At 66.6% G+C, this 23,074-nt stretch carries 21 protein-coding genes; 8 read left to right on the forward strand and 13 right to left on the reverse strand.

Going from position 1 to position 23,074, the window contains the following annotated elements; genetic code table 11:
* The gene (locus EPO41_RS04340) at positions 1 to 798 is read left to right on the forward strand and encodes an ABC transporter permease (RefSeq protein WP_296320944.1); all 798 of its coding nucleotides are present in this window, start codon (positions 1 to 3) and stop codon (positions 796 to 798) included.
* A 2-nt stretch (positions 799 to 800) separates the two neighbouring features.
* On the opposite strand, the gene EPO41_RS04345 is transcribed toward EPO41_RS04340, so the two are convergent.
* Positions 801 to 1,622, reverse strand: a complete 822-nt coding sequence (locus EPO41_RS04345; RefSeq protein ID WP_296320946.1) for an enoyl-CoA hydratase — start codon at positions 1,620 to 1,622, stop codon at positions 801 to 803.
* Between the two features lie 149 nt (positions 1,623 to 1,771).
* Here EPO41_RS04345 and EPO41_RS04350 point away from each other — a divergent pair, with 149 nt between their 5' ends.
* From EPO41_RS04350 to EPO41_RS04360, 3 genes are all read left to right on the forward strand, one after another.
* A complete protein-coding gene (locus EPO41_RS04350) occupies positions 1,772 to 2,239 on the forward strand; it encodes a MaoC family dehydratase (protein WP_296320950.1) in 468 nt (155 codons plus the stop codon).
* A gap of 10 nt (positions 2,240 to 2,249) precedes the next feature.
* Entirely contained in the window at positions 2,250 to 2,942 is a 693-nt protein-coding gene (locus tag EPO41_RS04355) for a gamma-glutamylcyclotransferase (RefSeq protein WP_296320953.1), read from the forward strand.
* Positions 2,943 to 3,021: 79 nt separating this feature from the next.
* Entirely contained in the window at positions 3,022 to 3,948 is a 927-nt protein-coding gene (locus EPO41_RS04360) for a DMT family transporter (protein WP_296320955.1), read from the forward strand.
* A 2-nt stretch (positions 3,949 to 3,950) separates the two neighbouring features.
* Here the strand turns inward: EPO41_RS04360 and moaA are convergent, their stop codons facing one another.
* The 3 genes from moaA to EPO41_RS04375 are packed head-to-tail and all read right to left on the reverse strand — an operon-like array spanning position 3,951 to position 7,621.
* Positions 3,951 to 4,943 carry a GTP 3',8-cyclase MoaA gene (gene moaA / locus EPO41_RS04365; RefSeq protein ID WP_296320959.1) on the reverse strand — a complete coding sequence of 331 codons (993 nt, stop codon included), beginning with the start codon at positions 4,941 to 4,943 and terminating at the stop codon, positions 3,951 to 3,953.
* Positions 4,940 to 6,598, reverse strand: a complete 1,659-nt coding sequence (locus EPO41_RS04370) for a cisplatin damage response ATP-dependent DNA ligase (protein ID WP_296320963.1) — start codon at positions 6,596 to 6,598, stop codon at positions 4,940 to 4,942. The genes moaA and EPO41_RS04370 overlap by 4 nt, the downstream gene beginning before the upstream one ends.
* Positions 6,599 to 6,601: 3 nt before the next feature.
* On the reverse strand, positions 6,602 to 7,621 hold the full coding sequence (locus EPO41_RS04375; RefSeq protein ID WP_296320967.1) for a ligase-associated DNA damage response exonuclease: 1,020 nt from the start codon (positions 7,619 to 7,621) through the stop codon (positions 6,602 to 6,604).
* Between the two features lie 28 nt (positions 7,622 to 7,649).
* Here EPO41_RS04375 and EPO41_RS04380 point away from each other — a divergent pair, with 28 nt between their 5' ends.
* On the forward strand, positions 7,650 to 10,091 hold the full coding sequence (locus EPO41_RS04380) for a ligase-associated DNA damage response DEXH box helicase (protein WP_296320970.1): 2,442 nt from the start codon (positions 7,650 to 7,652) through the stop codon (positions 10,089 to 10,091).
* Positions 10,092 to 10,100: 9 nt separating this feature from the next.
* On the opposite strand, the gene EPO41_RS04385 is transcribed toward EPO41_RS04380, so the two are convergent.
* The 5 genes from EPO41_RS04385 to EPO41_RS04405 are packed head-to-tail and all read right to left on the reverse strand — an operon-like array spanning position 10,101 to position 16,344.
* Positions 10,101 to 13,418 (reverse strand): error-prone DNA polymerase, encoded by a 3,318-nt coding sequence (locus EPO41_RS04385; RefSeq protein ID WP_296320973.1) that lies wholly within the window; start codon positions 13,416 to 13,418, stop codon positions 10,101 to 10,103.
* Between the two features lie 4 nt (positions 13,419 to 13,422).
* Positions 13,423 to 13,863, reverse strand: a complete 441-nt coding sequence (locus EPO41_RS04390; RefSeq protein WP_296320975.1) for a type II toxin-antitoxin system VapC family toxin — start codon at positions 13,861 to 13,863, stop codon at positions 13,423 to 13,425.
* Complete coding sequence (locus EPO41_RS04395) at positions 13,860 to 14,105, reverse strand: hypothetical protein (protein ID WP_296320977.1); 246 nt, start codon at positions 14,103 to 14,105, stop codon at positions 13,860 to 13,862. The genes EPO41_RS04390 and EPO41_RS04395 overlap by 4 nt, the downstream gene beginning before the upstream one ends.
* Positions 14,106 to 14,117: 12 nt before the next feature.
* Positions 14,118 to 15,767 carry a DNA polymerase Y family protein gene (locus EPO41_RS04400; RefSeq protein WP_296320979.1) on the reverse strand — a complete coding sequence of 550 codons (1,650 nt, stop codon included), beginning with the start codon at positions 15,765 to 15,767 and terminating at the stop codon, positions 14,118 to 14,120.
* The gene (locus EPO41_RS04405; protein ID WP_296320981.1) at positions 15,685 to 16,344 is read right to left on the reverse strand and encodes a damage-inducible mutagenesis protein; all 660 of its coding nucleotides are present in this window, start codon (positions 16,342 to 16,344) and stop codon (positions 15,685 to 15,687) included. The genes EPO41_RS04400 and EPO41_RS04405 overlap by 83 nt, the downstream gene beginning before the upstream one ends.
* A 432-nt stretch (positions 16,345 to 16,776) precedes the next feature.
* On the opposite strand from EPO41_RS04405, the gene EPO41_RS04410 reads away from it, so the two are divergent.
* A complete protein-coding gene (locus tag EPO41_RS04410) occupies positions 16,777 to 17,937 on the forward strand; it encodes a glycosyltransferase family 61 protein (RefSeq protein WP_296320983.1) in 1,161 nt (386 codons plus the stop codon).
* A 73-nt stretch (positions 17,938 to 18,010) separates the two neighbouring features.
* Positions 18,011 to 18,853 carry an MBL fold metallo-hydrolase gene (locus EPO41_RS04415; protein ID WP_296320987.1) on the forward strand — a complete coding sequence of 281 codons (843 nt, stop codon included), beginning with the start codon at positions 18,011 to 18,013 and terminating at the stop codon, positions 18,851 to 18,853.
* Positions 18,854 to 18,862: 9 nt separating this feature from the next.
* On the opposite strand, the gene EPO41_RS04420 is transcribed toward EPO41_RS04415, so the two are convergent.
* The 4 genes from EPO41_RS04420 to EPO41_RS04435 all read right to left on the reverse strand — a co-directional run bounded on the left by EPO41_RS04420 (position 18,863) and on the right by EPO41_RS04435 (position 21,758).
* Complete coding sequence (locus EPO41_RS04420) at positions 18,863 to 19,894, reverse strand: histone deacetylase family protein (protein ID WP_296320990.1); 1,032 nt, start codon at positions 19,892 to 19,894, stop codon at positions 18,863 to 18,865.
* A gap of 9 nt (positions 19,895 to 19,903) precedes the next feature.
* A complete protein-coding gene (locus tag EPO41_RS04425) occupies positions 19,904 to 21,076 on the reverse strand; it encodes a CaiB/BaiF CoA-transferase family protein (protein ID WP_296320993.1) in 1,173 nt (390 codons plus the stop codon).
* Between the two features lie 68 nt (positions 21,077 to 21,144).
* Positions 21,145 to 21,474, reverse strand: coding sequence for a type II toxin-antitoxin system RelE/ParE family toxin (locus tag EPO41_RS04430; RefSeq protein WP_296320996.1), 330 nt, complete (start codon positions 21,472 to 21,474; stop codon positions 21,145 to 21,147).
* Positions 21,471 to 21,758: a type II toxin-antitoxin system Phd/YefM family antitoxin gene (locus EPO41_RS04435; protein WP_296320999.1), complete on the reverse strand. Its 288-nt coding sequence runs from the start codon at positions 21,756 to 21,758 to the stop codon at positions 21,471 to 21,473. The genes EPO41_RS04430 and EPO41_RS04435 overlap by 4 nt, the downstream gene beginning before the upstream one ends.
* 65 nt (positions 21,759 to 21,823) lie before the next feature.
* Between EPO41_RS04435 and EPO41_RS04440 the strand changes: the two genes are divergently transcribed.
* Complete coding sequence (locus EPO41_RS04440; RefSeq protein WP_296321001.1) at positions 21,824 to 23,065, forward strand: Zn-dependent hydrolase; 1,242 nt, start codon at positions 21,824 to 21,826, stop codon at positions 23,063 to 23,065.
* Positions 23,066 to 23,074: the final 9 nt, after the last annotated feature.

Here is a 23,074-nt window from a genome sequence, read left to right on the forward strand (position 1 = left end):
ATGCAGCTGCGCGCCCTGCAACTGCTCGTGCTCGCGGTCCTGATCACCATCTGGTACGCGATGACGGCACCCGGCCTGATCCCGCCCTTCTATTTCGAGCAGGACAACCGTGCCGCCTTCTTCTTCGGCGAGCCACAGAAGGTTTTCGGTGTCGTCGTCGACTGGTTCGCGACGGGCGAGATTTTCCCCCATCTCGGCGTCACGCTGCTGGAGACGGCGCTGGGCTTCTTCATTGGTGCATCCTTCGGGCTCGGTGTCGGCCTGTGGTTGGCGCTGTCTCCCACCGCGTCGGCGATTATGGATCCCTATATCAAGGGCTTTAATTCGATGCCGAGGGTCGTGCTGGCGCCGATCTTCGCCGTGTGGTTCGGGCTCGGGATCTGGTCGAAGGTGGCGCTGGGGGTTACGCTCGTCTTCTTCGTGGTGTTCTTCAACGTCTACCAGGGCGTGCGCGAGGTCAGCCCCAACCTGATCGCCAACGCGCGCATGCTGGGCGCCTCGCAGCGGCAGCTCCTGCGGTCGATCTACCTGCCGAGCGCGATGAGCTGGGTGTTCGCCAGCCTGCACAACGCGGTGGGCCTCGCCTTCGTCGGCGCCGTGGTGGGCGAGTATCTCGGCTCGTCGATGGGCGTGGGCTACCTGATCCTCCAGGCCGAAGGCACGTTCGACATCAACACCGTGTTCGCCGGCATTCTTGTCCTGACCGCCTTCGCCCTTGTGCTTGACGGCCTGGTCGGCACCGTCGAGCGGCGTCTCATGACCTGGCAGCCGAAGGCCGGCCAGACGGAGAAGGTTTAGCCCTAGTTCCCTGTGAATCGCGCGGCGCGCTTCTCGAGGTAGTGGGCGACGCCTTCCTTGAAGTCGGCGGTCTGAAAGGACAGTTCCATCTCGTGGTTGGCCTGGACAGTGGCCTCGGCCAGGGTCTGGAACTGGGCTTCCCAGAGCTGGCGCTTCATCACTGCGACCGACCGCGGCGAGACCGTGTTGGCCAACAGGGTGGCATAGGCGCGGGCCTCGGCGAGCAGCCTGTCGTCGGGGATGACCCGGTTCACGAGCCCCATCGCCAGCGCCTCGGGCGCCCTGAACTTGCGGGCCGAGCAGAGCAGGTCGAGCGCCGTCGGCAGGCCGACCAGCCGCGGCAGCAGCCAGCTGATCCCATGCTCGGCGATCAGGCCGCGCTGAGCGAAGGCGGTGGTGAAGACCGCCGATTCGCCCGCGAACCGCAGGTCCGCATAGAGCGGGATCACCATGCCGAGGCCGGCCGCCGGGCCGTTGATCGCCGCGATGATGAACTTCGGGATCGCCGGGAAATAGGAATAGTTCATCTTGAATTCGGGCAGGGTGCTGCCGCCCGGCACACCCGCCTGAGCCTTGGTCGAGCGGTCGGCTGAAGCCCCCGAGCCGATCGCCTGCAGGCCGCCCATGTCGGCGCCGGCGCAGAAGCCACGGCCCGCGCCGGTCAGGATGATGGCCCGCACGTCGGGGTCGGCGCCCGCCTTGTGCATGGCGTCCTTGAGGTCGAGGTGCATCTGCCGCGTCCAGGCATTGAGCTTCTCCGGACGGTTGAGCGTGATGGTGCAGATGCGGTCCGCGACGTCATAGAGGACGGTCTCGTACGCCATGTGGGGGTCTCCTCCTGTGCATTCTTGTGAGTGGCATGATGGGCAAAACCTCGCGACGATACAAACTTGGGGAGCAGCACAGAGGCGGTCGTCGGCCAGCATTTGTGTTGTCAATTGCATTAAAAGTGCAATAATGGAGCTGAGGCAAGATGGCAAAGCGTGAGTTCGCCCATCCGAACGAGATGCACAAATACGTGGGCCAGGAGATTGGCGTGAGTGACTGGGTCGAGGTCACCCAGGAAAGGATCAACCTCTTCGCCGATGCGACAGGCGATCATCAGTGGATCCATGTCGATGTCGAACGGGCGAAGAAGGACATGCCGGGCGGCAAGACGATCGCCCACGGCTTCCTGACCCTGTCGCTGATCCCGATGCTCAGCCATCAGATTTCTCACATCAACAACGTGCGCAACGGCATCAACTACGGCTGCAACAAGGTCCGCTTCACCAGCCCGGTCCCGGCGGGATCGAAGGTACGGGCGCGCGCCAAATTGATCGCGGCCGATCCGATGGACAAGGGCGGTGTCCGCCTGACCAACCAGGTCACCATCGAGATCGAGGGACAGGAGCGTCCGGCCTGTGTGGCCGAGACCATGTCCATCGTCTACGGCACCTGAGGGCGCGCGGTTGCTGACGCGCGAGGACCTCTCGTCGGAGCGGATCGACCAGATCGTCGCCGACGCTCGTGCCGCCGGTTACGACTTCTTCCTGTCGTCGCCGGAGCGCGAGGCCAGCCTCAACGAGGCGCTGCTCGACCGCCCGCCGGGCGAGGAGACCTGGATCTTCGCCTACGGCTCGCTGATGTGGAACCCGGCGCTCGAGTATGCCGAGGTCCAGCCTTGCCGGGTGGAGGGATGGCGCCGTTCCTTCTGCTTCTGGACGCCGATGGGCCGGGGCACGCCCGAACTTCCCGGCTTGATGCTGGCACTGGCCGACGGCGGACAGTGCGAGGGCATCGCCTATCGCCTGTCGCCCGAGCTGGTGCGGCAGGAACTGGGCCTGCTGTGGAACCGCGAGATGCTGGCGGGCCTCTACAAGCCGCGCTGGGTGCCGACCAAGCTGCGCGACGGGCGCACCGTCAGCGCCGTAACCTTCGTCGTCGAGACCGGGCATTGCCAGTATTGCGGCGACCTGCCGATCGAGCGCGCCGCCTACCACATCGCCTTCGCCGAGGGCCGCCGCGGTGCCTGCCGCGAGTACCTTCTGAACACGGCCGCGCATGCGCGATCGCTGGGCATCAACGACCCCTATCTCGAGGAGCTGGTTGCCCGTGTCGTCCGCTTGCGTGAGGACCAGGTGCCGGCCACCGTCGTGGCCTGAACGGGCCACGCACTCGCCTTACGGAAGCTGTCGTAGCGTCGATGGTGCGAGGCCGCAGGGCCTGTGACATAGTCGCGGCGTGTCCGCCCTTGTTGCTCGCTGGCTCGCGCTGCCGCCGAATTTGCGCGGCATCCTCTGGGTCGCATTCTCGGGCGTACTGTTTGCGCTGCTCAACGTCTTCACGCTGATTCCCGCGCAGCATCTCAATCCCTATGTGATGGCCTTCCTGCGCTATTTCTTCGGCGCGCTGTTTCTCGTGCCGCTGGTGATGCGGCTTGGCCTCTACCGGTCGCTGCACACCAGGCGGCTGCCCCTGCACATCTCGCGCGGCGCCATCCATACGATGGGCATGATGCTGTGGTTCGTGGCGCTGCCGCTCACCACCCTGGCCGAGATCACGGCGCTGGGCTTCACAGGGCCGATCTTCGTCACGATCGGCGCCGCGCTGTTCCTCTCGGAGAAGGTGCGGCTGCGGCGCTGGATCGCCGTCATAGTGGGCTTCATCGGCGCCATGATCATCATCCGGCCGGGCTTCGGGGACATCCATATCGGCGTCATCTGTATCCTGATCTCGACGCCGATCTTCTCGGCCTCGAACCTGATCTCCAAGGCGCTGGCCCGAACCGATTCCGCCACCACCATCGTGATCTGGCAGAATATCGTGATCGTGGCCTGTGCCCTGCCGTTCGCACTGTGGTTCTGGCAGATGCCGCAATGGGGAGACGTCGTCTGGTTCCTGCTGGCCGGCGCCGCCGGTACCCTCGGCCATATCTGCCAGCAGCGGGGTTACCAGCTCGCTGACATCACGCTGCTGCAGCCGATCGGCTTCCTGTCGCTGATCTGGAACACGATGCTGGGTTATTTCCTGTTCTTCCAGAAGCCCGACGTCTGGACCTTCGTCGGCGCGGCGGTGATCTTCGCCAGCGCCCTCTACATCTCCCACCGCGAGGCGGTGCGGCGGGCGCAGATCATGACGGCCAATGCGAAGGGCAACCCGGAGGCTTGAGCTCAGCCGCCGGTCACGCTCATGTGGCGGGGGACGGCGGGGCCGCTGTGGCGGCGATCGATGATGAAGTCGTGGCCCTTGGGCTTGCGCGCGATCGCCTCGGTGATGGCGCGGTCCAGCACCTCGTCGCTCTCCGACGCCCGCAGCGGCGCGCGCAGGTCGGCGGCATCCTCCTGACCCAGGCACATGTAGAGCGTGCCGGTGCAGGTGAGGCGCACGCGATTGCAGCTTTCGCAGAAATTGTGGGTGAGCGGCGTGATGAAGCCCAGCCGTCCGCCGGTCTCTTCGACCTTGAAGTAGCGGGCGGGTCCACCGGTGCGGTAGTCGGTCTCCGTCAGCGTGAAGTGCCGGGCAATCTCGGTGCGTGCCAGTGACAGCGGCAGATACTGGTCGAGCCGCGCGGCGTCGCCGATCTCGCCCATCGGCATGACCTCGATCAGGACCAGGTCCATGCCGCGGCCGTGACACCAGCGGATCATCTCCTCGAATTCGCCGTCGTTGACGCCGCGCAACGCCACGGCGTTGATCTTGATCGCGAGCCCGGCGCGCTGGGCGGCGTCGAGGCCGCGCATCACCTGGTCGAGGTCGCCCCAACGCGTCAGCTGGCGGAACTTGTCCGAATCCAGCGTGTCCATCGACACGTTCACCCGGCGCACGCCGATATCCGCCAGTTCCTGCGCATACTTGGCAAGCTGGCTGCCATTGGTCGTGAGGGTGAGCTCTTCGAGAGCGCCGCTTTCGAGATGTTTCCCGAGCCCGCGGAACAGTGACATCACGTTCTTGCGCACCAGCGGCTCGCCGCCGGTCAGTCGAAGTTTCCGGACGCCGCGGCGGATGAACGCCGTGCATAGTCGCTCCAGTTCCTCGAGTGACAGCACCTCCGCCTTGGGCAGGAAGGTCATGTCCTCGGCCATGCAGTAGACGCAGCGGAAATCGCAGCGATCCGTCACGGAGACGCGGAGGTAGGAGATGTGGCGGCCGAACGGGTCGATCATGGCTCTTCGGTTAAGGTGACGCCCGGATAATGGGCATGCGACATACCCCCTGCAAGGGGCGATTCCGGCTCCGATTTCGTCAGCAGCCGCAGGAGATTGTCGACCGCGTCGGCCTCGGCCGCGGGCTTGTCGATCCGGATGCGGTTGATGCGCGGGAAGCGCATGGCCACGCCCGATTTGTGGCGGGTCGAGCGGGCGATGCCGTCGAAGGCGATCTCCAGCACCAGTTTTTGCTCGACCTCGCGGACCGGGCCGTAGCGGTTGATCGTGTGATCGCGCACCCATTTGTCGAGCCAGCGCAGTTCCTCGTCGGTGAAGCCAAAATAGGCCTTGCCGACGGGCGCCAGCTCCCGCCCACCTGCCGAACCGTCACGCCAGCAGCCGAAGGTGAAATCCGAGTAGAAGGAGCTGCGCTTGCCATGGCCGCGCTGGGCATACATCAGCACGCAGTCCGCGAGCATGGGGTCGCGCTTCCACTTGAACCAGGGGCCCTTGGGCCGGCCCGAGAGATAGGCGCTGTCGCCGCGCTTCAGCATCAACCCCTCGATGCCGTCGGCGCGCATCTCCTCCCGCTTGGCGGCAAGCTCCGCCCAGTCGGCGAAGGTCACCAGCGGCGACAGATCGAAGCGCGGACGCTCCTTCAGCGCCATCCAGGCTTCGAGCCGGGCGCGGCGTTCGTCGAAGGAAAGGCCACGCAGATCCTGTCCCTCCAGCCACAGCACGTCGTAGAGCCGGATATGCGCGGGATGCTCTTTCAGCATCTTCGGCGTTACCGTCTTGCGGTTCAGCCGCTGCTGCAGGTCGTTGAACGGCGCCACCGCCGTCTCGCGGCGCACCAGCAGCTCGCCGTCGAACACGCCTTCGAAGTCGATGGCTTCGATGATGTCGGGGAAGGCGCCCGAGACATCCTCGCCGGCGCGGCTGTAGAGCCGCTTCAGTCCGCCGGATGCGGCGACCTGCACGCGAATGCCGTCCCACTTCCATTCCGCCCGGAAATGCGCGGGATCGAGCGCGTCTAGCTCGCTGCGGTCGATGGGATTGGCCAGCATCGCGGGCAGGAAGGCCGCACCCGCATTGCTGCTGGGCCGAGGCGCCCCGTGCAGCAGCCAGTCGAACAGCGGCCGATAGGGCGCTTCCAGCCCGTGCCAGACCTCCTCGACCGCATCGACCGGTTGGTTGCCGATGTTTGCGACCGCCTGCTTGGCCAGCCGCGCCGAGACGCCGACCCGGAGCGCGCCGGTCAGGAGTTTCAACAGAGCCCACCGGCCGGTCGAATCGAGGGCGTCGAGCCAGCGCTTCAGGATCGCCGGCGTCTGGGTGCGTGTCGCGCGCTGCAAGGTCTCGACGACTTCGGCGAGGGTCGGCGGCGGCCCGGCGGCGGGATCGGTCTCCCAGATCAGCGCCAGTGTCTCGGCGAGGTCACCGACATAGTCGTAGGAGAGGGCGAACAGCTCCTCGCCGATCTTCTCCTGGCCGAAGCCACGCAGCAGCGCGGGCTTGGCCGAGGGAAAGTCGAGCCCGCCGGTCAGCGCCGCCAGCGCCCAGCCCCGGTCGGGATCGGGCGCCTCTCGCAGGTAGGTCTCGATCAGCCGCAGCTTGGCGTTTCGCGCCGGCTGGAAGGAGAGGGAGTCGAGAAGGCGGGCGAAGGCCTGCACGGATCAAGAATCCTCTTCCTCGCGGCCAGCGAGGTGCAACGCTTCGGCGTCGATGCCGAGCCCGCGCGCATAGTGCACCAGCGCCTCCTCGCGGCCATGCGTCACCCATACTTTGGGCGCGCCGACGTCCTTCAGGGTCTGCGCGAGTTCGGGCCAGTCGGCATGGTCGGAAATCACCAGCGGCAGTTCGGCACCGCGCTGCCGCGCGCGCGCACGTACATTCATCCAGCCCGAGCAAACCGCGGCGATCGGATCGGCGAAGCGCCGCGACCAGCGGTCGGCGATGGCCGAGGGCGGGCAGAGCACGATGGCCCCCTTGAAGGTCTCCAGGATCGCCTCGGAGACCGGCGCCACGTCGCCGAGATCGACGCCATGCTCCTGGTAGAGCTTGCACAGGGACATCAGGCCGCCATGCAGCCAGATGCGCTTATCGTAGCCGGCTTCGCGCAACAGGCGGATGACCCGCTGGCACTTGCCGAGCGCGTAGACGCCCACCAGATGAGTGCGCTCGGGAAAGGTCGCGACGGAGCGCAGCAGCTTGCCGATCTCGCCGGCGTCGGAGGGATGATGGAAGACCGGCAGCGCGAAGGTCGCCTCGGTGATGAACACGTCGCACGGTACGGGCTCGAACGGCGGGCAGGTCGGGTCGGGCCGGCGCTTGTAGTCGCCCGACACGACGATGCGCTGGCCCCTGTATGCCAGCACTGCCTGCGCCGAGCCGAGAATGTGACCGGCTGGCGCGAAGCCGACCTCGACCTCGCCGATGCGCACGCTCTCGCCGTATTTCAGCGCCTGCTGGTCGGTGTCGGGCATGTCCTGGAAACGCGTCCGCATGATCGCGAGCGTCTCCGGCGTGGCCAGCGCCCTGCGGTGGCCCGGCCGCGCATGATCGCCATGCCCATGCGTGATCACCGCGCGCGGCACCGCGAAGGCCGGATCGACATAGAAGTCACCGGGCTCGCAATAGAGGCCGCGCGGCGTCGGATAGAGCCACTTACGGGGATTTAGGGTCTCGGTTGCCATGAGCCTTGCTGCATCCTACCCAACAGATATGGGGATTCCCGACCTGTTTGCACGCTGGTTCGAGAGTCGCGGCTGGGCGCCGCGGCCGCATCAGCTCGCGCTTGTCGAACTGGCGCGACAGGGCAAGAGCGCGCTGCTGATCGCGCCGACAGGCGGCGGCAAGACGCTGGCGGGCTTCCTTCCGTCACTGATCGAACTCACGGAAAGGCGGCAGGCCGGGGAGGACCTAGCCTACAAGAAAGGGCAAGGGGAGCTGCACACGCTCTACATCTCGCCGCTGAAGGCGCTGGCCACCGACATCCGTCGCAACCTCGAACAGCCGCTGGCCGAGATGCGGCTGCCGGTGCGGGCGGAGAGCCGGACCGGCGACACGCCGCAGAGTCGCCGCCTGCGTCAGCGCGAGCGGCCACCCGACCTGCTGATGACGACGCCGGAATCGCTGGCGCTGCTGCTCTCCTATCTCGATGCGGCGAAGTTCTTCGCCAGCCTCAAATGCGTGATCATCGACGAGCTGCACGCTTTCGCGACCAGCAAGCGCGGCCATCACCTGGCGCTCTGCCTGTCGCGGCTGGCGACCTTGGCGCCGCAGGCGCGCTTCGTCGGCCTTTCGGCCACCGTTGCCGATCCGCCAGCGCTCGCCGGGTTCCTCAATCTGCGCGACGATCCGCTCGAGATCGTGATGGGCGAGCCCGGCGCGCCGCCGGTCGTGTCGATCATCGACGCGCACGAGCGGCTGCCGTGGGGCGGGCACATGGGGCGCCATGCGGTGCCGGAGATCTACAACATCATCCGCCAGCACAGGACGTCGATCATCTTCGTGAACACGCGCGCCCAGGCGGAGTTGGCCTTCGATGCGTTGTGGCGCATCAACGACGACAATCTGTCGATCGGCCTGCATCACGGGTCGCTGGCCGTCGAGCAGCGCCGCAAGGTCGAGGCGGCGATGGCCGCGGGCAAGCTGCGCGCGGTGGTGGCGACCTCGTCGCTCGACCTCGGCATCGACTGGGGCGACGTCGACCTCGTCATCCAGATGGGCGCGCCCAAGGGCGTCAGCCGCCTGATGCAGCGCATCGGCCGCGCCAACCATCGGCTCGACGAGCCCAGCCGCGCCATGATCGCGCCGGCCAATCGTTTCGAGGTGCTGGAATCGCTGGCGGCGCTGGAGGCCGTCGAGGCGCGCGAGCTGGACGGCGATCCGCCACGGCCGCCCTGTCTCGACGTGCTGGCGCAGCACATCGTGGGTTCCGCCTGCGCCCAGCCGATCGACCGTGAGGCCTTTTTCGCCGAGGTGCGCCGGGCGCAGCCCTATCGCGACCTGCCACGCAAGGATTTCGACGACACGTTCGACTTCGTTGCGACCGGTGGCTATGCGCTTGCAGCCTACGATCGCTGGCACCGGCTGAAGCAACTGCCCGACGGGCGGTGGATGCTGGCCTCGCCGATGGTGGCCAAGCAGTTCCGCATGAATGTCGGCACCATTGTCGAGCTGCCCCTGATGAAGGTGCGGCTGCGGCGCGGGCCCGTGCTGGGCGAGGTCGAGGAGGGCTTCGTGCAGGGGCTGGTGCCGGGCGACACGTTCGTGTTCGCGGGGCGCCTGCTGCGCTTCGAGGGCGTCAAGGAACTGGCGGCGATCTGTTCGCCGGCCACCGGTGGCGATCCCAAGGTGCCGGCCTATGGTGGCGGGAGGCTGCCGCTCTCGACCTTCCTCGCCAACCGGGTGCGCGGCATCCTGCAGGATCCGCTGAAGCATCCCAAGCTGCCGGCCGAGGTGCAGGAGTGGCTGCGCATCCAGGTTTTCCGCTCGATGCTGCCGCCGGCCGACAAATTGCTCGTCGAGGGTTTCCCGCGCGGCGGCAAGCAGTTCCTGGTCGCCTATTGCTTCGAAGGCCGCAACGCGCACCAGACGCTGGGCATGCTGCTGACGCGCCGCATGGAGCGCATGGGCCTGCGGCCACTGGGCTTCGTCGCCACCGACTATGTGCTGGGCCTCTGGGGCTTGCGGCCGGCCTCGCCGAAGCAGCTCGAGGAATTGTTCGACGAGGACATGCTGGGCGACGATCTCGAGACGTGGATGGACGAATCGAGCATGCTGCGGCGCTCGTTCCGCAACGTCGCGGTGATCGCCGGGCTGATCGAGCGGCGCTTTCCCGGCGAGGAGAAGTCGCGCCGCCAGGTCACGTTCAGCTCGGACCTGATCTACGACACGCTGCGCCAGCACGAGCCCAACCACATCCTGTTGCGCGCCACGCGCCAGGATGCGGCCTGGCAGCTTGCGGACCTCAAGCGGCTGGGCGACCTGCTGAAGCGCGCCAAGGGCCGCATCGTCTATCGCCGGCTCGACCGTATCTCGCCGCTGGCTGTGCCGGTGCTGCTCGAGATCGGCAAGGAACGCGTGCTCGACGGCACCGCCGAGGACGAGCTTCTGGACATCGCTGCGCAGGAACTGATCGACGAGGCGACGCGGCTCTGAAGAGCGGCGTCAGTGGAAGTCCCGGCTCTGGATGCGGATTTTGGGCCGGTCGAGGACGATGCGGTTTCGGTCGTACTTCGGCTGGCTGGCCGGCTTTTCGGGAACATGCCGGCTCGAACGATGGCGCGTGGCGTTGGCTTCCGCGACCTTCACCCGGCGATCGCCGGGATCGCTGCGGACCTCGTCGCCGCGACCGTTTGTCAGATGGAACAAGTCGAGTTCGGAGATCGAATCGAGCTCGGCCGACAGGTCCCACACTTCCTCGGCGACCAGATGGATCACCTTGTAGTCATCCTCGCCCTGGCACTGGATGCGACCGCGCACGCCCATCAGGCGCGCGCCCATGACGATGCGACGATGAGCGTCGAACACCTTGGGCCAGACCACGAGATTGGCGATGCCGAATTCATCTTCAAGGGTGACGAATACCACGCCCGAAGCCGTGCCGGGTCGCTGGCGGACCAGGACGAGACCCGCCAAGGTCATGAACTGGCCATTCCTCGACGTCTTGAGCGCTTCGCTGCTGGATATGCCGCGTTGCGCGAAAGTTGCCCGCAGCAGCTCCATCGGGTGGGACCGCAACGACATCGAGAAGCTGCCGTAATCGTCCACCACCTGTTCGCCGAGCGTCAGGGCGGGAAGGGTGACGGCAGGTTCCTGGTCGCACACCCCCTGCCGCATGTCGAGCAACGGCAATTGCCCGTCGGAGAAGCCGCGCACGGCCCACAAAACGTCGCGGCGCGTGAGGCCGAGGGACGCGAAGGCATCGGCGCGAGCCAACGCTACAATCTGCCGTTTGGTAAGGCCGCTGCGCCGCCATAGGTCCGCAGCATCTCGATAAGACGCAGTGCCACGGCGCACGACCATCCGCTCCGCTGCTTCCTTGGAAAGACCCGTCACCTGTCGCAGGCCAAGGCGTAGGGCGCAGCGGTTGTTCCGTCCCGGCTCCAAGGTGCAATCCCAGTCGCTGGCGTTGATGTCGGGCGGACGCACTTCGACGCCGTGCTCCTTCGCGTCGCGCACGAGCTGGGCCGGTGCGTAGAAGCCCATCGGCTGGGAGTTGAGCAGGGCCGCAGCGAAGACCTCGGGGTAATGATGCTTCATATACGACGAGGCATAGACCAGGATCGCGAAGCTCGCGGCATGGCTTTCGGGGAAGCCGTACTCGCCGAATCCCTCGATCTGCTTGAAGCAGCGTTCGGCGAATTCCTCCTCATAGCCGTTCTTCTTCATACCCTCGATGAAAGGCGTCTTGAACTTGTAGATGGTGCCGTTGTGGCGGAACGTCGCCATGGCGCGCCGCAGTTCGTCTGCCTTCGCGGGGGTGAAACCCGCCCCGTCGATGGCGATCTGCATCGCCTGCTCCTGGAACAGGGGGACACCCAGCGTACGTTCGAGGACTTTCTTAAGCTTCGGCCCGGGATAGGCGACGGCGTCGGGATTGGCGCGGTTCTTCAGATAAGGATGGACCATGCCGCCCTGGATGGGGCCGGGGCGCACGATCGCCACCTCGACGACGAGATCGTAATATTTCCTGGGCTTCAACCGCGGCAGCATCGACATTTGCGCCCGGCTCTCGACCTGGAACACACCCACCGAGTCCGCACGGCACAGCATCTCGTAAACATTCTCGTCGGTTGGCCGCATGTCGAGCGACAGCTTCTCTCCGAAATGCTTCTCGACGAGGGCGAAGCCCTTGCGCAACGCGGTCAGCATGCCGAGCGCCAGCACGTCGACCTTGTAGATATCCAGTACGTCGAGGTCGTCCTTGTCCCACTCGACGACGGTGCGGTCCTTCATCGCCGCGTTCTGGATCGGCACCAGTTCGTCGAGCCGGTCTTGGGTGAGAACGAAGCCTCCGACATGCTGCGAGAGGTGACGGGGAAACCCGCACAAGGCTGACGACAGTTCGAGCGCCAGCATGATGCGCGGGTCCATCGGGTCGAGGCCTGCTTCCCGCACATGGTCGACCTTCACGCCGCTCGACCCCATGCCCCACACCGTGTCGGCCATCACGCCCACCGTGTCGGGCGAGAGGCCCAGGACCTTGCCGACCTCGCGGATGGCGCTGCGACTCCGGAAGGAGATCACCGTGGCGGCCAGGGCGGCCTTCGAACGATGCTTCTCCTCGTAGATCCACTGAATGATCTCCTCGCGACGTTCGTGCTCGAAGTCGACGTCGATGTCGGGCGGCTCATCGCGGGAATTGGAGAGAAAACGCTCGAACAGGACGTCGGTCTCTGCAGGATTTACCGACGTGATGCCGAGGCAATAGCAAACGGCGGAATTGGCGGCAGAGCCGCGCCCCTGGCAAAGAATGCCACGCCTGCGGGCCTCCATCACGATCTCGTGCACCGTCAGGAAGTAGGGCGCGATCTTCTTGAGATCGATGAGCGCGAATTCCTTCTGGATCGTGCTTGTCACCTCCTCAGGAACGCCGCCCGGATAGCGCCAGTGCGCCCCCTCCCAAGTGAGGCGCGTGAGCTTGTCCATGGGAGTCTCGCCGCCCTCGTAGAGGACCGGGTACTGGTAGGTGAGCTGCCGGAGCGAGAAGCTGCAGCGCTTCACGATCTCCTGGGTATGCGCGATGGCGTGCGGATGGCGGCGGAACAGACGCCCCATCTCTGCGGGCTCCTTGAGGTGGCGTTCGGCGCTGGCGAAGCGGCGGAAGCCCAGCTCCTCGACGGTGCAGCCGAGGCGAATGGCCGTCACCACATCCTGCAGGGCCCGCCGCTCGGGGACGTGATAGTGCACGTCGTTGGTGGCGACGAACTTCACCCCCATCCCGGTGGCGAGGTCGTCGAGCTGGGCCAGGCGCCGCGCATCGTCGCCTCGGAACAGCATGGTGCCGGCGAGATAGCAGCGGTCGCCGAACAACCCGGCCAGGGCGCGCAGCCGGTCGCGGAAGGCCGGATCCTCGGGCTTGCGGGGCGGTAGCACGATCGCCAGCAGGCCTTCGGCATGTTCCGCGAGATCGTCGAAGCCGATGTCGCACTGGCCCTTCCCGGTGCGCCGGTTTCCCAGGGTCAGCAGGCGGGAGAGACGCTTGTAGGCGTCGAGGTCGGTCGGATAGGCGAGCAGCGAATAGCCGTCGCGTGTTTCGAGGCGGCTGCCGACCAGCAGCTTGATCCTGTCGCACTTGGGGTCCTTGGGCCTCTCACCGCGCGAGGCAGCGAAGGCGCGCACGACGCCGGCCAGCGTGTTGCGGTCGGTGATGCCGATGGCGGTATGGCCGAGTTCGATCGCGCGTTCGACCAGTTCCTGCGGGTGCGAGCCGCCGCGCAGGAAGCTGTAATTGGTCGTGACCTGGAGCTCGGCGTAGTCCATGGCGTCAGGGATCGACGAGTTCGTCCGCCCGGGCGAGCGGCACGCCGCGCACCGGGATGCCTTCGCTTCGCAAGGCATGGAGGAAATCCTCGTCGGCGCTGACCAGCGGCGCCTGGGCAGCCTCGGCGCAGGCGGCATAGAAGCACTCGTGCACCGGCCGGCTGCACTGGAGCGCGATGGCAAGCGCGCGGTTGCGCAGCTGCGGCGATTCGACGAAGGCCGAGACGAAAGATGGCAGCGCGATGTTGCGGACGATGGGCTCGGCCTGCTCGACCGTGATCTCGCCGCGCGTCGCCTTCTGCCAGGCCAGTTCGGCGACGCCCGCGATCAGGATGTCGGGGGCGATCACCTCGTGGCGGTTCGCCAGCAGCGAGCGAGCCTGCGGCCGCAGCGGCTCCTCGACGAACCACTTTATGGCGACGCCGGGATCGACGACGACGATCACTTGCCATCTCCCATCTGGGCGACGGTCATCCGTGGTGTCATGGCGGCGATGCGGTCGGCCTCTTCCAGCGGATCGAGCACCAGCGGCTGGCCCGACGCGTAGGTCAGCAGGTCGCGCAGGTCGGCTTCGAGCGAGCGGCCCTTGGCGCGCGCATGGATCTTCAGCCGTTCGATGATCGCGACATCGAGACCGCGGATGGTGAGCGTGGTGCCCCGTTTGGCCGTTGCTGTGACTGTCTCCATTTCCCTCTCCCCTCAGGCGCAGAATCCGTGGAGGAACCAGCGGGCGGTCGGCTGACCGTTGGCGGCGAGCTGGTAAGGCCCGTCGCGGAACAGCCAGAAGCGGCCACCATCGTCGTCCTCGACGCGGTAGTAATCGCGGACCGGCGGCAGGATGCCGGCCGGCGGATGAGTGCCGTCGGACCGGGGCCGCCACCATTCGTTGGCGATCCGCTCCGGCCCGTCGGCGCGCACGATGCGATGGGCATGCCGCCGCCAGCGGAAGACCGAGGGCGGATCGTCGGGCACGAAGGCGGTGACCTCGACAGGTTCGGGCCGCTGCAGCAGACGCGTCGGCCGCGCCCCCTTGAGATCGGCGGCACGACGCCAGGCGCCCGTCGCGGCAGGCTTCGACGAAACGGGCGCGGCGATCTGCACGCGCTCCGGCAGGTGGCTGTCGCGTGTCAGAAGCCGCACGACATTTCCCGCGCCCAGCCGCAGCGCCAGCCGGTCGGCGAGATCAATCGTGCCGTCCACGCCCGAGGCGATGCCGGGCGACTCCTGGTCGGGCAGCGCATCCTGCGTGCCGCTCCACGCCTCGACCTCGGGCGCCGACAGGATCATCAGCTCGACGCCGAACCCCGGATCGAGCTCGTCCAGTCTTTCCTCGAACAGCTTCATGAGCTTCGGGTTGTCGCGGTTGGGCCGGCTGGTGCCGATCGAGGTGCGGTCGACCGACCCGTCGACGCGATAGAGCGCGATCTCGAGCCGGCGCGCGCCGACACCGGCCTGCTCGAACTGGTGACAGAGGGCGGCCAGCAGACGGCTGGTCGCGGCGGCAATGTCCTCGGCCCGGCCGATCGGCTCGGCGAAGGCGAGACGCGTGCGGAAAGCGGGTGGGATGCGGCGCGGCTCGATCGGCTCGGCGAGCGCACCCAGCGCCTGGTCGAGACGATTGAGCGGCAGCTCGCCGAAGCGGCGGACGAGTGGTGCCCGCGGCATGGGATAGAGATCGCCGATGCGGCGCAGGCCGAGCTTCAGGAAGGTTTCCATGGTCGGAGGATCGAGACGCAACCCTTCGACCGGCAACGACGCGAGCGCATCGCGCTGGCCGCGTGCGGGACAGTGGAGATCGGCCTGGCGTTCGGCGAAGCGCGCCAGAGCCCAGGCAGCGCCTGCCGTGTCGGCCATGGCGGCGCGGCAGGAAAGGTCACGGCGGGCCAGGCGCATGACGAGATCGGCCAGCAATGCGCGCTCGCCGCTCTCGCCCTCGCCGAAGAGATGCGTGCAGCCCGTTACGTCGAGCAGCAGGCCGGCATCGCCGCCGAATCCGCCGGCGCTGCACGCTGTCTCGATATCCTCGGCCAGGGCGCCGCCCAGCGGGTCGATGGCCACCCAGGGCGTGTAGCGATCGCACCACCCCGCGATCGTCTCGATCAGGCGGCAGTCGGCCTGCGGTTCCCCCGCCTCGGTGACGAGGTCGGGCAGCAGGGCACGCGCATCGGCCAGCCGCATGCGCGGACGCAGGCCGGCAGCCCGGGCATGCGGATTGATGGCGGCGAGGCGTGGGCAGCCGTCATGCCAGGCGACGGCGGCGGCGGCCCTATCCGACCAGTCTTTCCTGGAAGCGCGCGCTAGGCGATCCGTGGAGAGCTTGGGGAACCACAGCGAGACAATGCGTTTCATCGTTCCACTCCAGGAGCCAGGACGGTGTTTCGGCGGCGGACGGCGTGCCGAAGCGGTTGCGCCGCAATTCGAGGCGCCAGCGCGCGGCGCCGACATCGGTGAGGCCCGGCATCGAGGCCGATGCGGCGGAGGCGACCCGCCACCGCGTCGCGCATACGCTTTGCGGCGGCGCGGGCTGCGCGCGCAGCAGCAGGGCGGGCACGCCGTTCTTTTCGGCGGCGAGCGACAGGCGGCGACCGGCCGTGGGATCGGCGGCCCGCGTCTCGCCCAGTACGGCGGCAATGCCGGGACAGCGCAGCCCTTCCTCCATGGCCCAGAAGAGATCCTCGTCGCGCTGCGCCGTGACCATCAGCAGGCGCGCCGGATCGAACCAGGCCGACAGCGCGGGCGCATAGGGGGCGGCATCGAAGCGGCCGGTGGGACGGCGGCACCACAGGATCGTACCGGGGCCGAAGCGCCCGAGGAGATGGGCGGTGAAGCCGAGAGCGGCGCCATCATGAGGGGCCACGCGACCGGAAGGACCAGGCCCGGCCTCGATCTCGTGCAGGGCGCCCGTCAGCAGCCCGCCTTCGGGCAACAGGACATCGATGGCCGGAATCCCAACGGGAACCGCCGCCGCTTTACCGCTTCTCTGGATACTGTTCGCCCTCTCCAGGCGCCTTACTTTTTCCCGCAGGGCTGCGGGGACCAAAGCCGCCAGGTCATTGGCAGCCCTTGGATCAGGGGAAGCAAAAGCACTCGGGGAAATGACAGGCATCGTCCCCCTCGTTGGTCTGGTGGATAGGCTGTGGGTTAAAAGTTCTTGTTTTGTTCTAGTTGCTTCACAATCGTGAGTCAACGGTCCCAGGACTGGCATATCGAGTGCATCCGGGAAAAGCTGCCGTCCTCCCGCAGCGTGGCAAGTTCATCTGGCTGGGGAAGTACAGAGAACGCACGGATGTCAGGTCAGGGCGCACCGTTGAACACCCCTCGCGATGAGCGCAAACGGAGGCGTCGCCTGCGACGACGGATGCTCGCCGCCGAAAACTCGCTGGGTCTGCTTGAATGGCGGGAACTGTCCTCCATCCTTCATGAGCCCCGGGGGCAGAGGCCTGAACCGCCGATGGAGGAGCCATCGAAATCCGGGAAATGGCTCATCGGTGGACCGATCTACTTTCACAAGCGGCGCGCGATCCTCTCGCCGGCCGTCGAAACCATTCCCATGACCGCCGAGCCCATCTCGTCGGCTTTCGTATCCGGCCATCGCCATCCGACACTGCCGCCCGCCACCCACTACGCCGGTGCGGTGTATCGCGACGACCGCAGGATCGTGTCCGAATTCCTTGAGTACGACTCGCTGACCGGACATCGCGTGCCAAGACGCACCAATCCCCCCGTGATCGAGGAGGCCCGCGTCAGGCAAGCCCCCCGGCTTGACGGGACATGCATATACATGGGGCCTCTCTCCGATCATTTCGGGCACTTCCTTTTGGAGTCCATGCAGCGTGCCTGGTATCTGACGGAGGCCGACCCTTCAGCCCTTCTGCTGTTTCACCGCAGAAGCGAACAGGCCAACCTGCCCCCCTTCGCCCGCATCATCCTTGCAGCCCTCGATGTCGACGTTGCGCGAATCAGGATCACCATGAACGACGTGCTAGTCTCGAGACTCGTCCTTCCGGCGTCGCAGTTCTGGCAGGGGATCAAGGCATCGCCCGGAATGGGCATTGCCTTCGACCATGTCAGGGAGAGGATACTGAAGCGTCGGGCGGGCAGGCCGCCGACACCGGCCAAGGTCTATTTCAGCCGGAAGAGCCTCTCGCCGGAGAGGATGTCCGGCAGATCACGCGCCGTGATCTCGAATGAAGAAGAGGCGGAGGCCCTGTTCCGCAAGCGTGGCTACGAGATCCTGCAACCCGAGACCCTGCCGTTCGAGGAGCAGGTCGCCCTCGTTGCAAACGCGACCCATGTCGCAGGCACTTCCGGTTCGGCCTTGCACCTGATGCTGTTCAACGACAATCCGCGGACCCGGCTCATCGAGTTGCGGACGAAGCCGGCCGTCAATCAGCTCCTGATCAGTGCCATCCGTCCGAGTGCCGCTTTCCACATATGGAGTTTGGCAAAAGACAGTTCACGCGAGACGGCCATCCTCGACATGGAAGTCGTCGACCAGGCCGTGAGACAAATCGATTGAGATGATCGTTCCCCTCGCTGATATTGACGATGGCCGACGGCGGGATCGGTGGTGCGCGTCTCATGGAGGTCCCATGACTCTTCGATTGTCCCTTGCCGCCCTGTGCGCCACCGCCTTCGCCCTGCTGGCAGGACCGGCGCTGGCCCGCTGTTCCAAGAACCTGGTCGAGCTCGGTCCCACCCTGCAGGGCCGCGGCACACAGATGGCCTCGCTCGACGGGGCGCAGATGGCGGCGGACACGGCGAGCCGCGCCATCATCACCTTCCTCGGCCATGCCAGCTTCGAGATCGACACGCCTCAGGGCGTGCGCGCCATCACCGACTACAACGGGCTGAACGGCTTCGGCCGCAAGCCCGACATCGTGACGATGAACAACGCGCACTCCACGCACTACACCGACACGCCCGAAGAGGGGATCACCTACGTGCTGCGCGGCTGGCCGAGCGAGGCCGGACAGACCGAGGCGCGCCACGACGTCTCGCTCAAGGACCTCAAGGTGACGAACCTGCCGACCAATGCGCGCGACTGGGGCGGGGGCTCCGCGCGCATCAACGGCAACTCGATTTTCACCTTCACCATCGGCGATCTCTGCATCGCCCATCTCGGGCATCTGCATCACCGGTTGACCAAGGACCATCTCGACGAGCTCGGCCGCATCGACGTGCTGATGGTCCCGATCGATGGCGCCTACACGGTCGGCCTGCCGGTGATGGTCGAGGTCATCCGCCAGGTGCAGCCGCGCATCGTGCTGCCGATGCACTATTGGGGACGCGGCCAGGTCGCGCGCTTCGAGGAGCTGATGGCCGACCAGGACGCCGTTTTCATCTGGCCCGACCGCCGCACCATCGAGGTCGCGCACGACACGCTGCCCGAGAAGCTCACCGTCTACGTCGTCGGCGGAAATGGCGGCGACTGACGTGAAGCGCTAGGCGCCGCGGCCCTTCTCGAAGCCGGTGAGGAACTGCACCAGGTTGCGGCCGAGATCGTCGCCGAGATAGCCGCCTTCCTGGACCAGCACCGTCGGCAGGCCCAGGCGTGCGATCTTCTCGGCCATGGCATGGAAGCCCGCGCCGGTGACCTTGAGGCCCTGCAGCGGATCGCTTTCGCTGGCGTCTAGGCCCAGTGCCACGACCAGCGCCGTCGACTGGAATTCGCGGATGCGCGCGAGCGCCCTGTCGCCGGCCTCGAGCCACGGCACGTCGGGCGAGCCCAGCGGCAGCGGCAGGTTGAGGTTGAATCCCTGGCCCGTGCCGGCGCCGTGCTCGTGCGCATGGCCCCAGAAGAAGGGATAGTAATAGTCGGGATCGGCGTGGATCGAGACGGTGAGCACATCGTCGCGCTCGTAGAAGATGCCCTGCGTGCCGTTGCCGTGATGCACGTCGACGTCGAGGATCGCCACGCGTTCGTGCTTGCCGCGCAGTCTCTGCGCGGCCACAGCGGTGTTGTTCAGGAAGCAGAAGCCGCCCGCCATGTCGGCATAGGCGTGATGACCGGGCGGCCGGCAGAGCGCGTAGGCGTGGCTCTCGCCCGCCAGCACCATGTCGGCCACGGTCGCGGCGACTTCGGTGGCGGCGAGGGCTGCCTCCCAGGTGTGCGGGCCGATCGGGCAGGCCAGGTCGACCTGGTGCCAGCCGGCCCGGCCGGCCAGCGCCTTCGGGTAGGAGGCATGGGCGCGCGCCGGATGGACGTTGGGCACGACCTCGGCGCTGGAGCCCGGCAGCTTCGCCCATTCGCGCGCGGCGATCTGCAGGAAGTCGATGTATTCCGGCGTGTGCACCGTGGCGGCCGGCGCCGGACCGTACGACCGCGGTGGCAGGATCGTATGGCCGGAGGCCTTGGCGGCGGCCAGAAGGCGCGTGGCGCGCTCCGGCTGCTCGGCGCTGCGCTGCTTTGTGCCGCGCACCACGAAGTTCTGCGGATCGTGCTGGGCGTGCTTTTCGGAATAGACGATCTTCACGGGAGGACCTCAGGTCGTCGCGATGGCCTTCGCCGACTTCAGCGCGGCGATCTCGTCATCGCTATAGCCCACCTCGCGCATGATCTCGACCGTGTGCTCCCCGATGCCGGGCGACTTCTGCCGCGTCTCGACGGGGGCGGCGGAAAGCTTGATCGGGTTGGCGGCCGACTTCACGGGGCCGATGCCGGGATAGTCGATCTCCAGCACGCTGCCGCGCGCCCTGGCGTGGTCGCTCGCCATCACGTCGCTCACCTTGTAGGCGGCGGAGCAGGGCATGCCGGCGGGAATGAGCTTGTCCAGAAGCTCGTCGGCGGTGTGCTCCATGAAATAGGCCTCGATCATCGGCTCGAGGATACCGCGATGGGCGACTCGGCCGGCGTTGGTCTTGAAGCGCTCGTCGTCCAGCCAGTCCTTCCTGCCCAAGGCGGTGCAGAGCAGACGCCAGAAGGCGTCGTTGGTGCCGGCTACGAACACCGGCTGGGTTTTGGTCGGGAAGACGCGCAGCGGACAGAGGATCGTGTTCGAGGTGCCCATGCGCTCCGGGTTCTCGCCGGTGAGCCCATGGTTGGTGATCCAGTGGCTCATCAGGTGCATGCCGACGTCGAACAGCGACAGGTCGAGCCGCTGGCCCTTGCCGGTCTTGATCCGGTGCAGCAGCGCGAAGGCGATGCCGCCGGCACAGGCGAGACCGGTCGAGTAGTCGATCGGGGCGGTGCCGACGCGGCACATCTCGCCCTGGTAGGGGCCGGTCGCATCCATCAGGCCGATCTCGGCCTGGATGCAGGGATCGTAGCCGGCACGCGGCGAGTAGGGGCCGGTCTGGCCATAGCCGGAGATCGAGGCATAGATCGTCTGCGGATTGACCTTCGACACGACGTCCCAGCCGAAGCCCAATTTGTCGATCACGCCCGGCGTGAAAGCCTCCATGAACACGTCGGCCTTCTTCACGAGGCGCATCAGAACGTCCTTCCCGCCCTCGCTGCGCAGGTCGATCGCCAGGCCGCGCTTGTTGCGGTTCATCGACGGCACCCAGGCACCGCCGAAATGCGGCCGGAAATGCTCGCCATTGAGCGGCTCGACCTTGATCACGTTGGCGCCCATGTCGCCCAGGATCTGGCCGGCGGTCGGGCCGGCGATGACCTGCGTCAGGTCGAGAACGAGCGTATCGGACAGCGGAAGCATGCGGTTACACATCCAATGTTGTGAGGTCCGAGCAATAGCGGTGTGCGGCCGATCCTGCCAGCACTGGCCTAGGCGCCCAGCAGGCGTCTGGCCAGCAGGGCACGCATATCGCGCCGACCGTCCGCGATGAGGAATACAACGACCTCTCGCTCATAGACGCGATAGACGATGCGGTAGGGCTTGAAATGGATTTCTCGGAAGCTGCGGTTGCCCAGGGTCAGAAGCTCCCGCGGATACTGTCCGCGGTCCGGCAAGCTGGCCAGCGACGCGAGTGCTTCCTCTATTCGATTGGCGACGTGCTCGGCTTTTTCCGGCAAGTCGTGGAGCGCGATGTAGCGGGCAATGTCGTCGAGATCGAGAAGGGCCTGCTCGGTCAGTATCACCGTATAGCGCTTCATTCCCCCGCTCTTGTCCGCTTGATCCGGTCGCGGAACCGTCGCATCGCCTTCGCGGCGGGAACAGTCTTGCCTTCTCTGACCTGCTGCTCGCCCAGCGCCAGGATCTTGAGGAGCGCAAGTGTCTCCTGCGTCTCCTCGTAACTGGCGATGTCCTGAATGACAGCGGTCGCTTCGCCGTTCTGTGTGATGATCATCGGCTCGCCGCTTTCGGCGAGGCCGCGCACGACCTCGGCCGCGTTCGCCTTGAGGTAGCTGATGGGCTTGATCCGGGTGGAGTATTTCATGGTAGGGTCCTCCTGACCTTGGACTGAATTTAGTCCGTTAACGGCTTGCTGACAACGGAGTCACCATGACCACCGCCGACCGCCCAAATCTCAGTGTCGATCCTGATCGCCTGTGGTCGAGCCTGATGGAGCTGGGCCAGATTGGCGGGACGGAGAAGGGCGGCGTGTGCCGCATCGCGCTGACCGATCTCGACCGCCAGGGGCGCGACCTGTTCGTGCGCTGGGCCAGGGAGGCGGGCTGCACGATCAAGGTCGACCAGCTGGGCAACGTCTTTGCCCGTCGCGAGGGCCGTGATCCGGCCAGGCCGCCCGTCATGACCGGTAGTCATCTCGACACGCAGCCGACCGGCGGGAAGTTCGACGGCGCCTATGGCGTGATGGCGGGGCTCGAAGTGCTGCGCGTGCTGCACGATTCCAACTATGTCACCGAGGCGCCGATCGAGGTCGCGGTCTGGACCAACGAAGAGGGCTGTCGCTTTGCACCTGCCATGGTCGCCTCGGGCGTGTTCGGCGGCGCCTTTACTCTGGAGCATGCGCTGTCGATCAAGGATCGCGACGGCGTCACCTTCGGCGAGGCGCTGAAGCAGATCGGTTATGACGGCAAGGAGCCGGTCGGCGGCCGGCCGATCGGCGCCTTCTTCGAGGCGCATATCGAGCAGGGGCCGATCCTGGAGCGCGAAAAGAAGACGATCGGCGTCGTCACCGGCGCCCAGGGGCAGCGCTGGTACGAGATCAGCTGGACGGGCATGGAAAGCCACGCCGGAACGACGCCCATGGAGGGCCGCCGCGATGCGCTGGTCGGCGCGGCCGAGTTGATTGTCGCTGCCCGCACCATCGGCAACCGGCCGAATGGCCGGTCGACCATCGGCGTCATCGAGAGCCACCCGCAGGCGCGCAACACCATCCCCGGCCGCGTCTTCATGACGGTCGACTTTCGTCATCCCGACGATGGCGAGCTGACCAGGATGGACGCCGAGATGCGCGCCGCCGCGGCGGACATCGCGAAGCGCCATCGTCTCGAGGTGAAGATCGAGCAGATCTGGTACTTCCCGCCGTCGCCCTTCGCCAAGGAACTGGTCGATGCGGTGCGCCGCGGCGCCGAGCAGGCGGGCTATCCGCACATGGACATCGTGAGCGGGGCCGGCCACGACGCCTGCTATGTCAGCCGCGTCGCCCCGACGGCGATGGTCTTCGTGCCCTGCAAGGACGGTGTCAGCCACAACGAGATCGAGGATGCGAGCAAGAGCGACGTCGGCGCCGGCGCGCAGATCCTGCTGCAGGCGATGGTCGAACGGGCGAATGCGTAATCCGACGCA

Source organism: Reyranella sp. (assembly GCF_004297265.1).
Lineage (GTDB): Bacteria > Pseudomonadota > Alphaproteobacteria > Reyranellales > Reyranellaceae > Reyranella.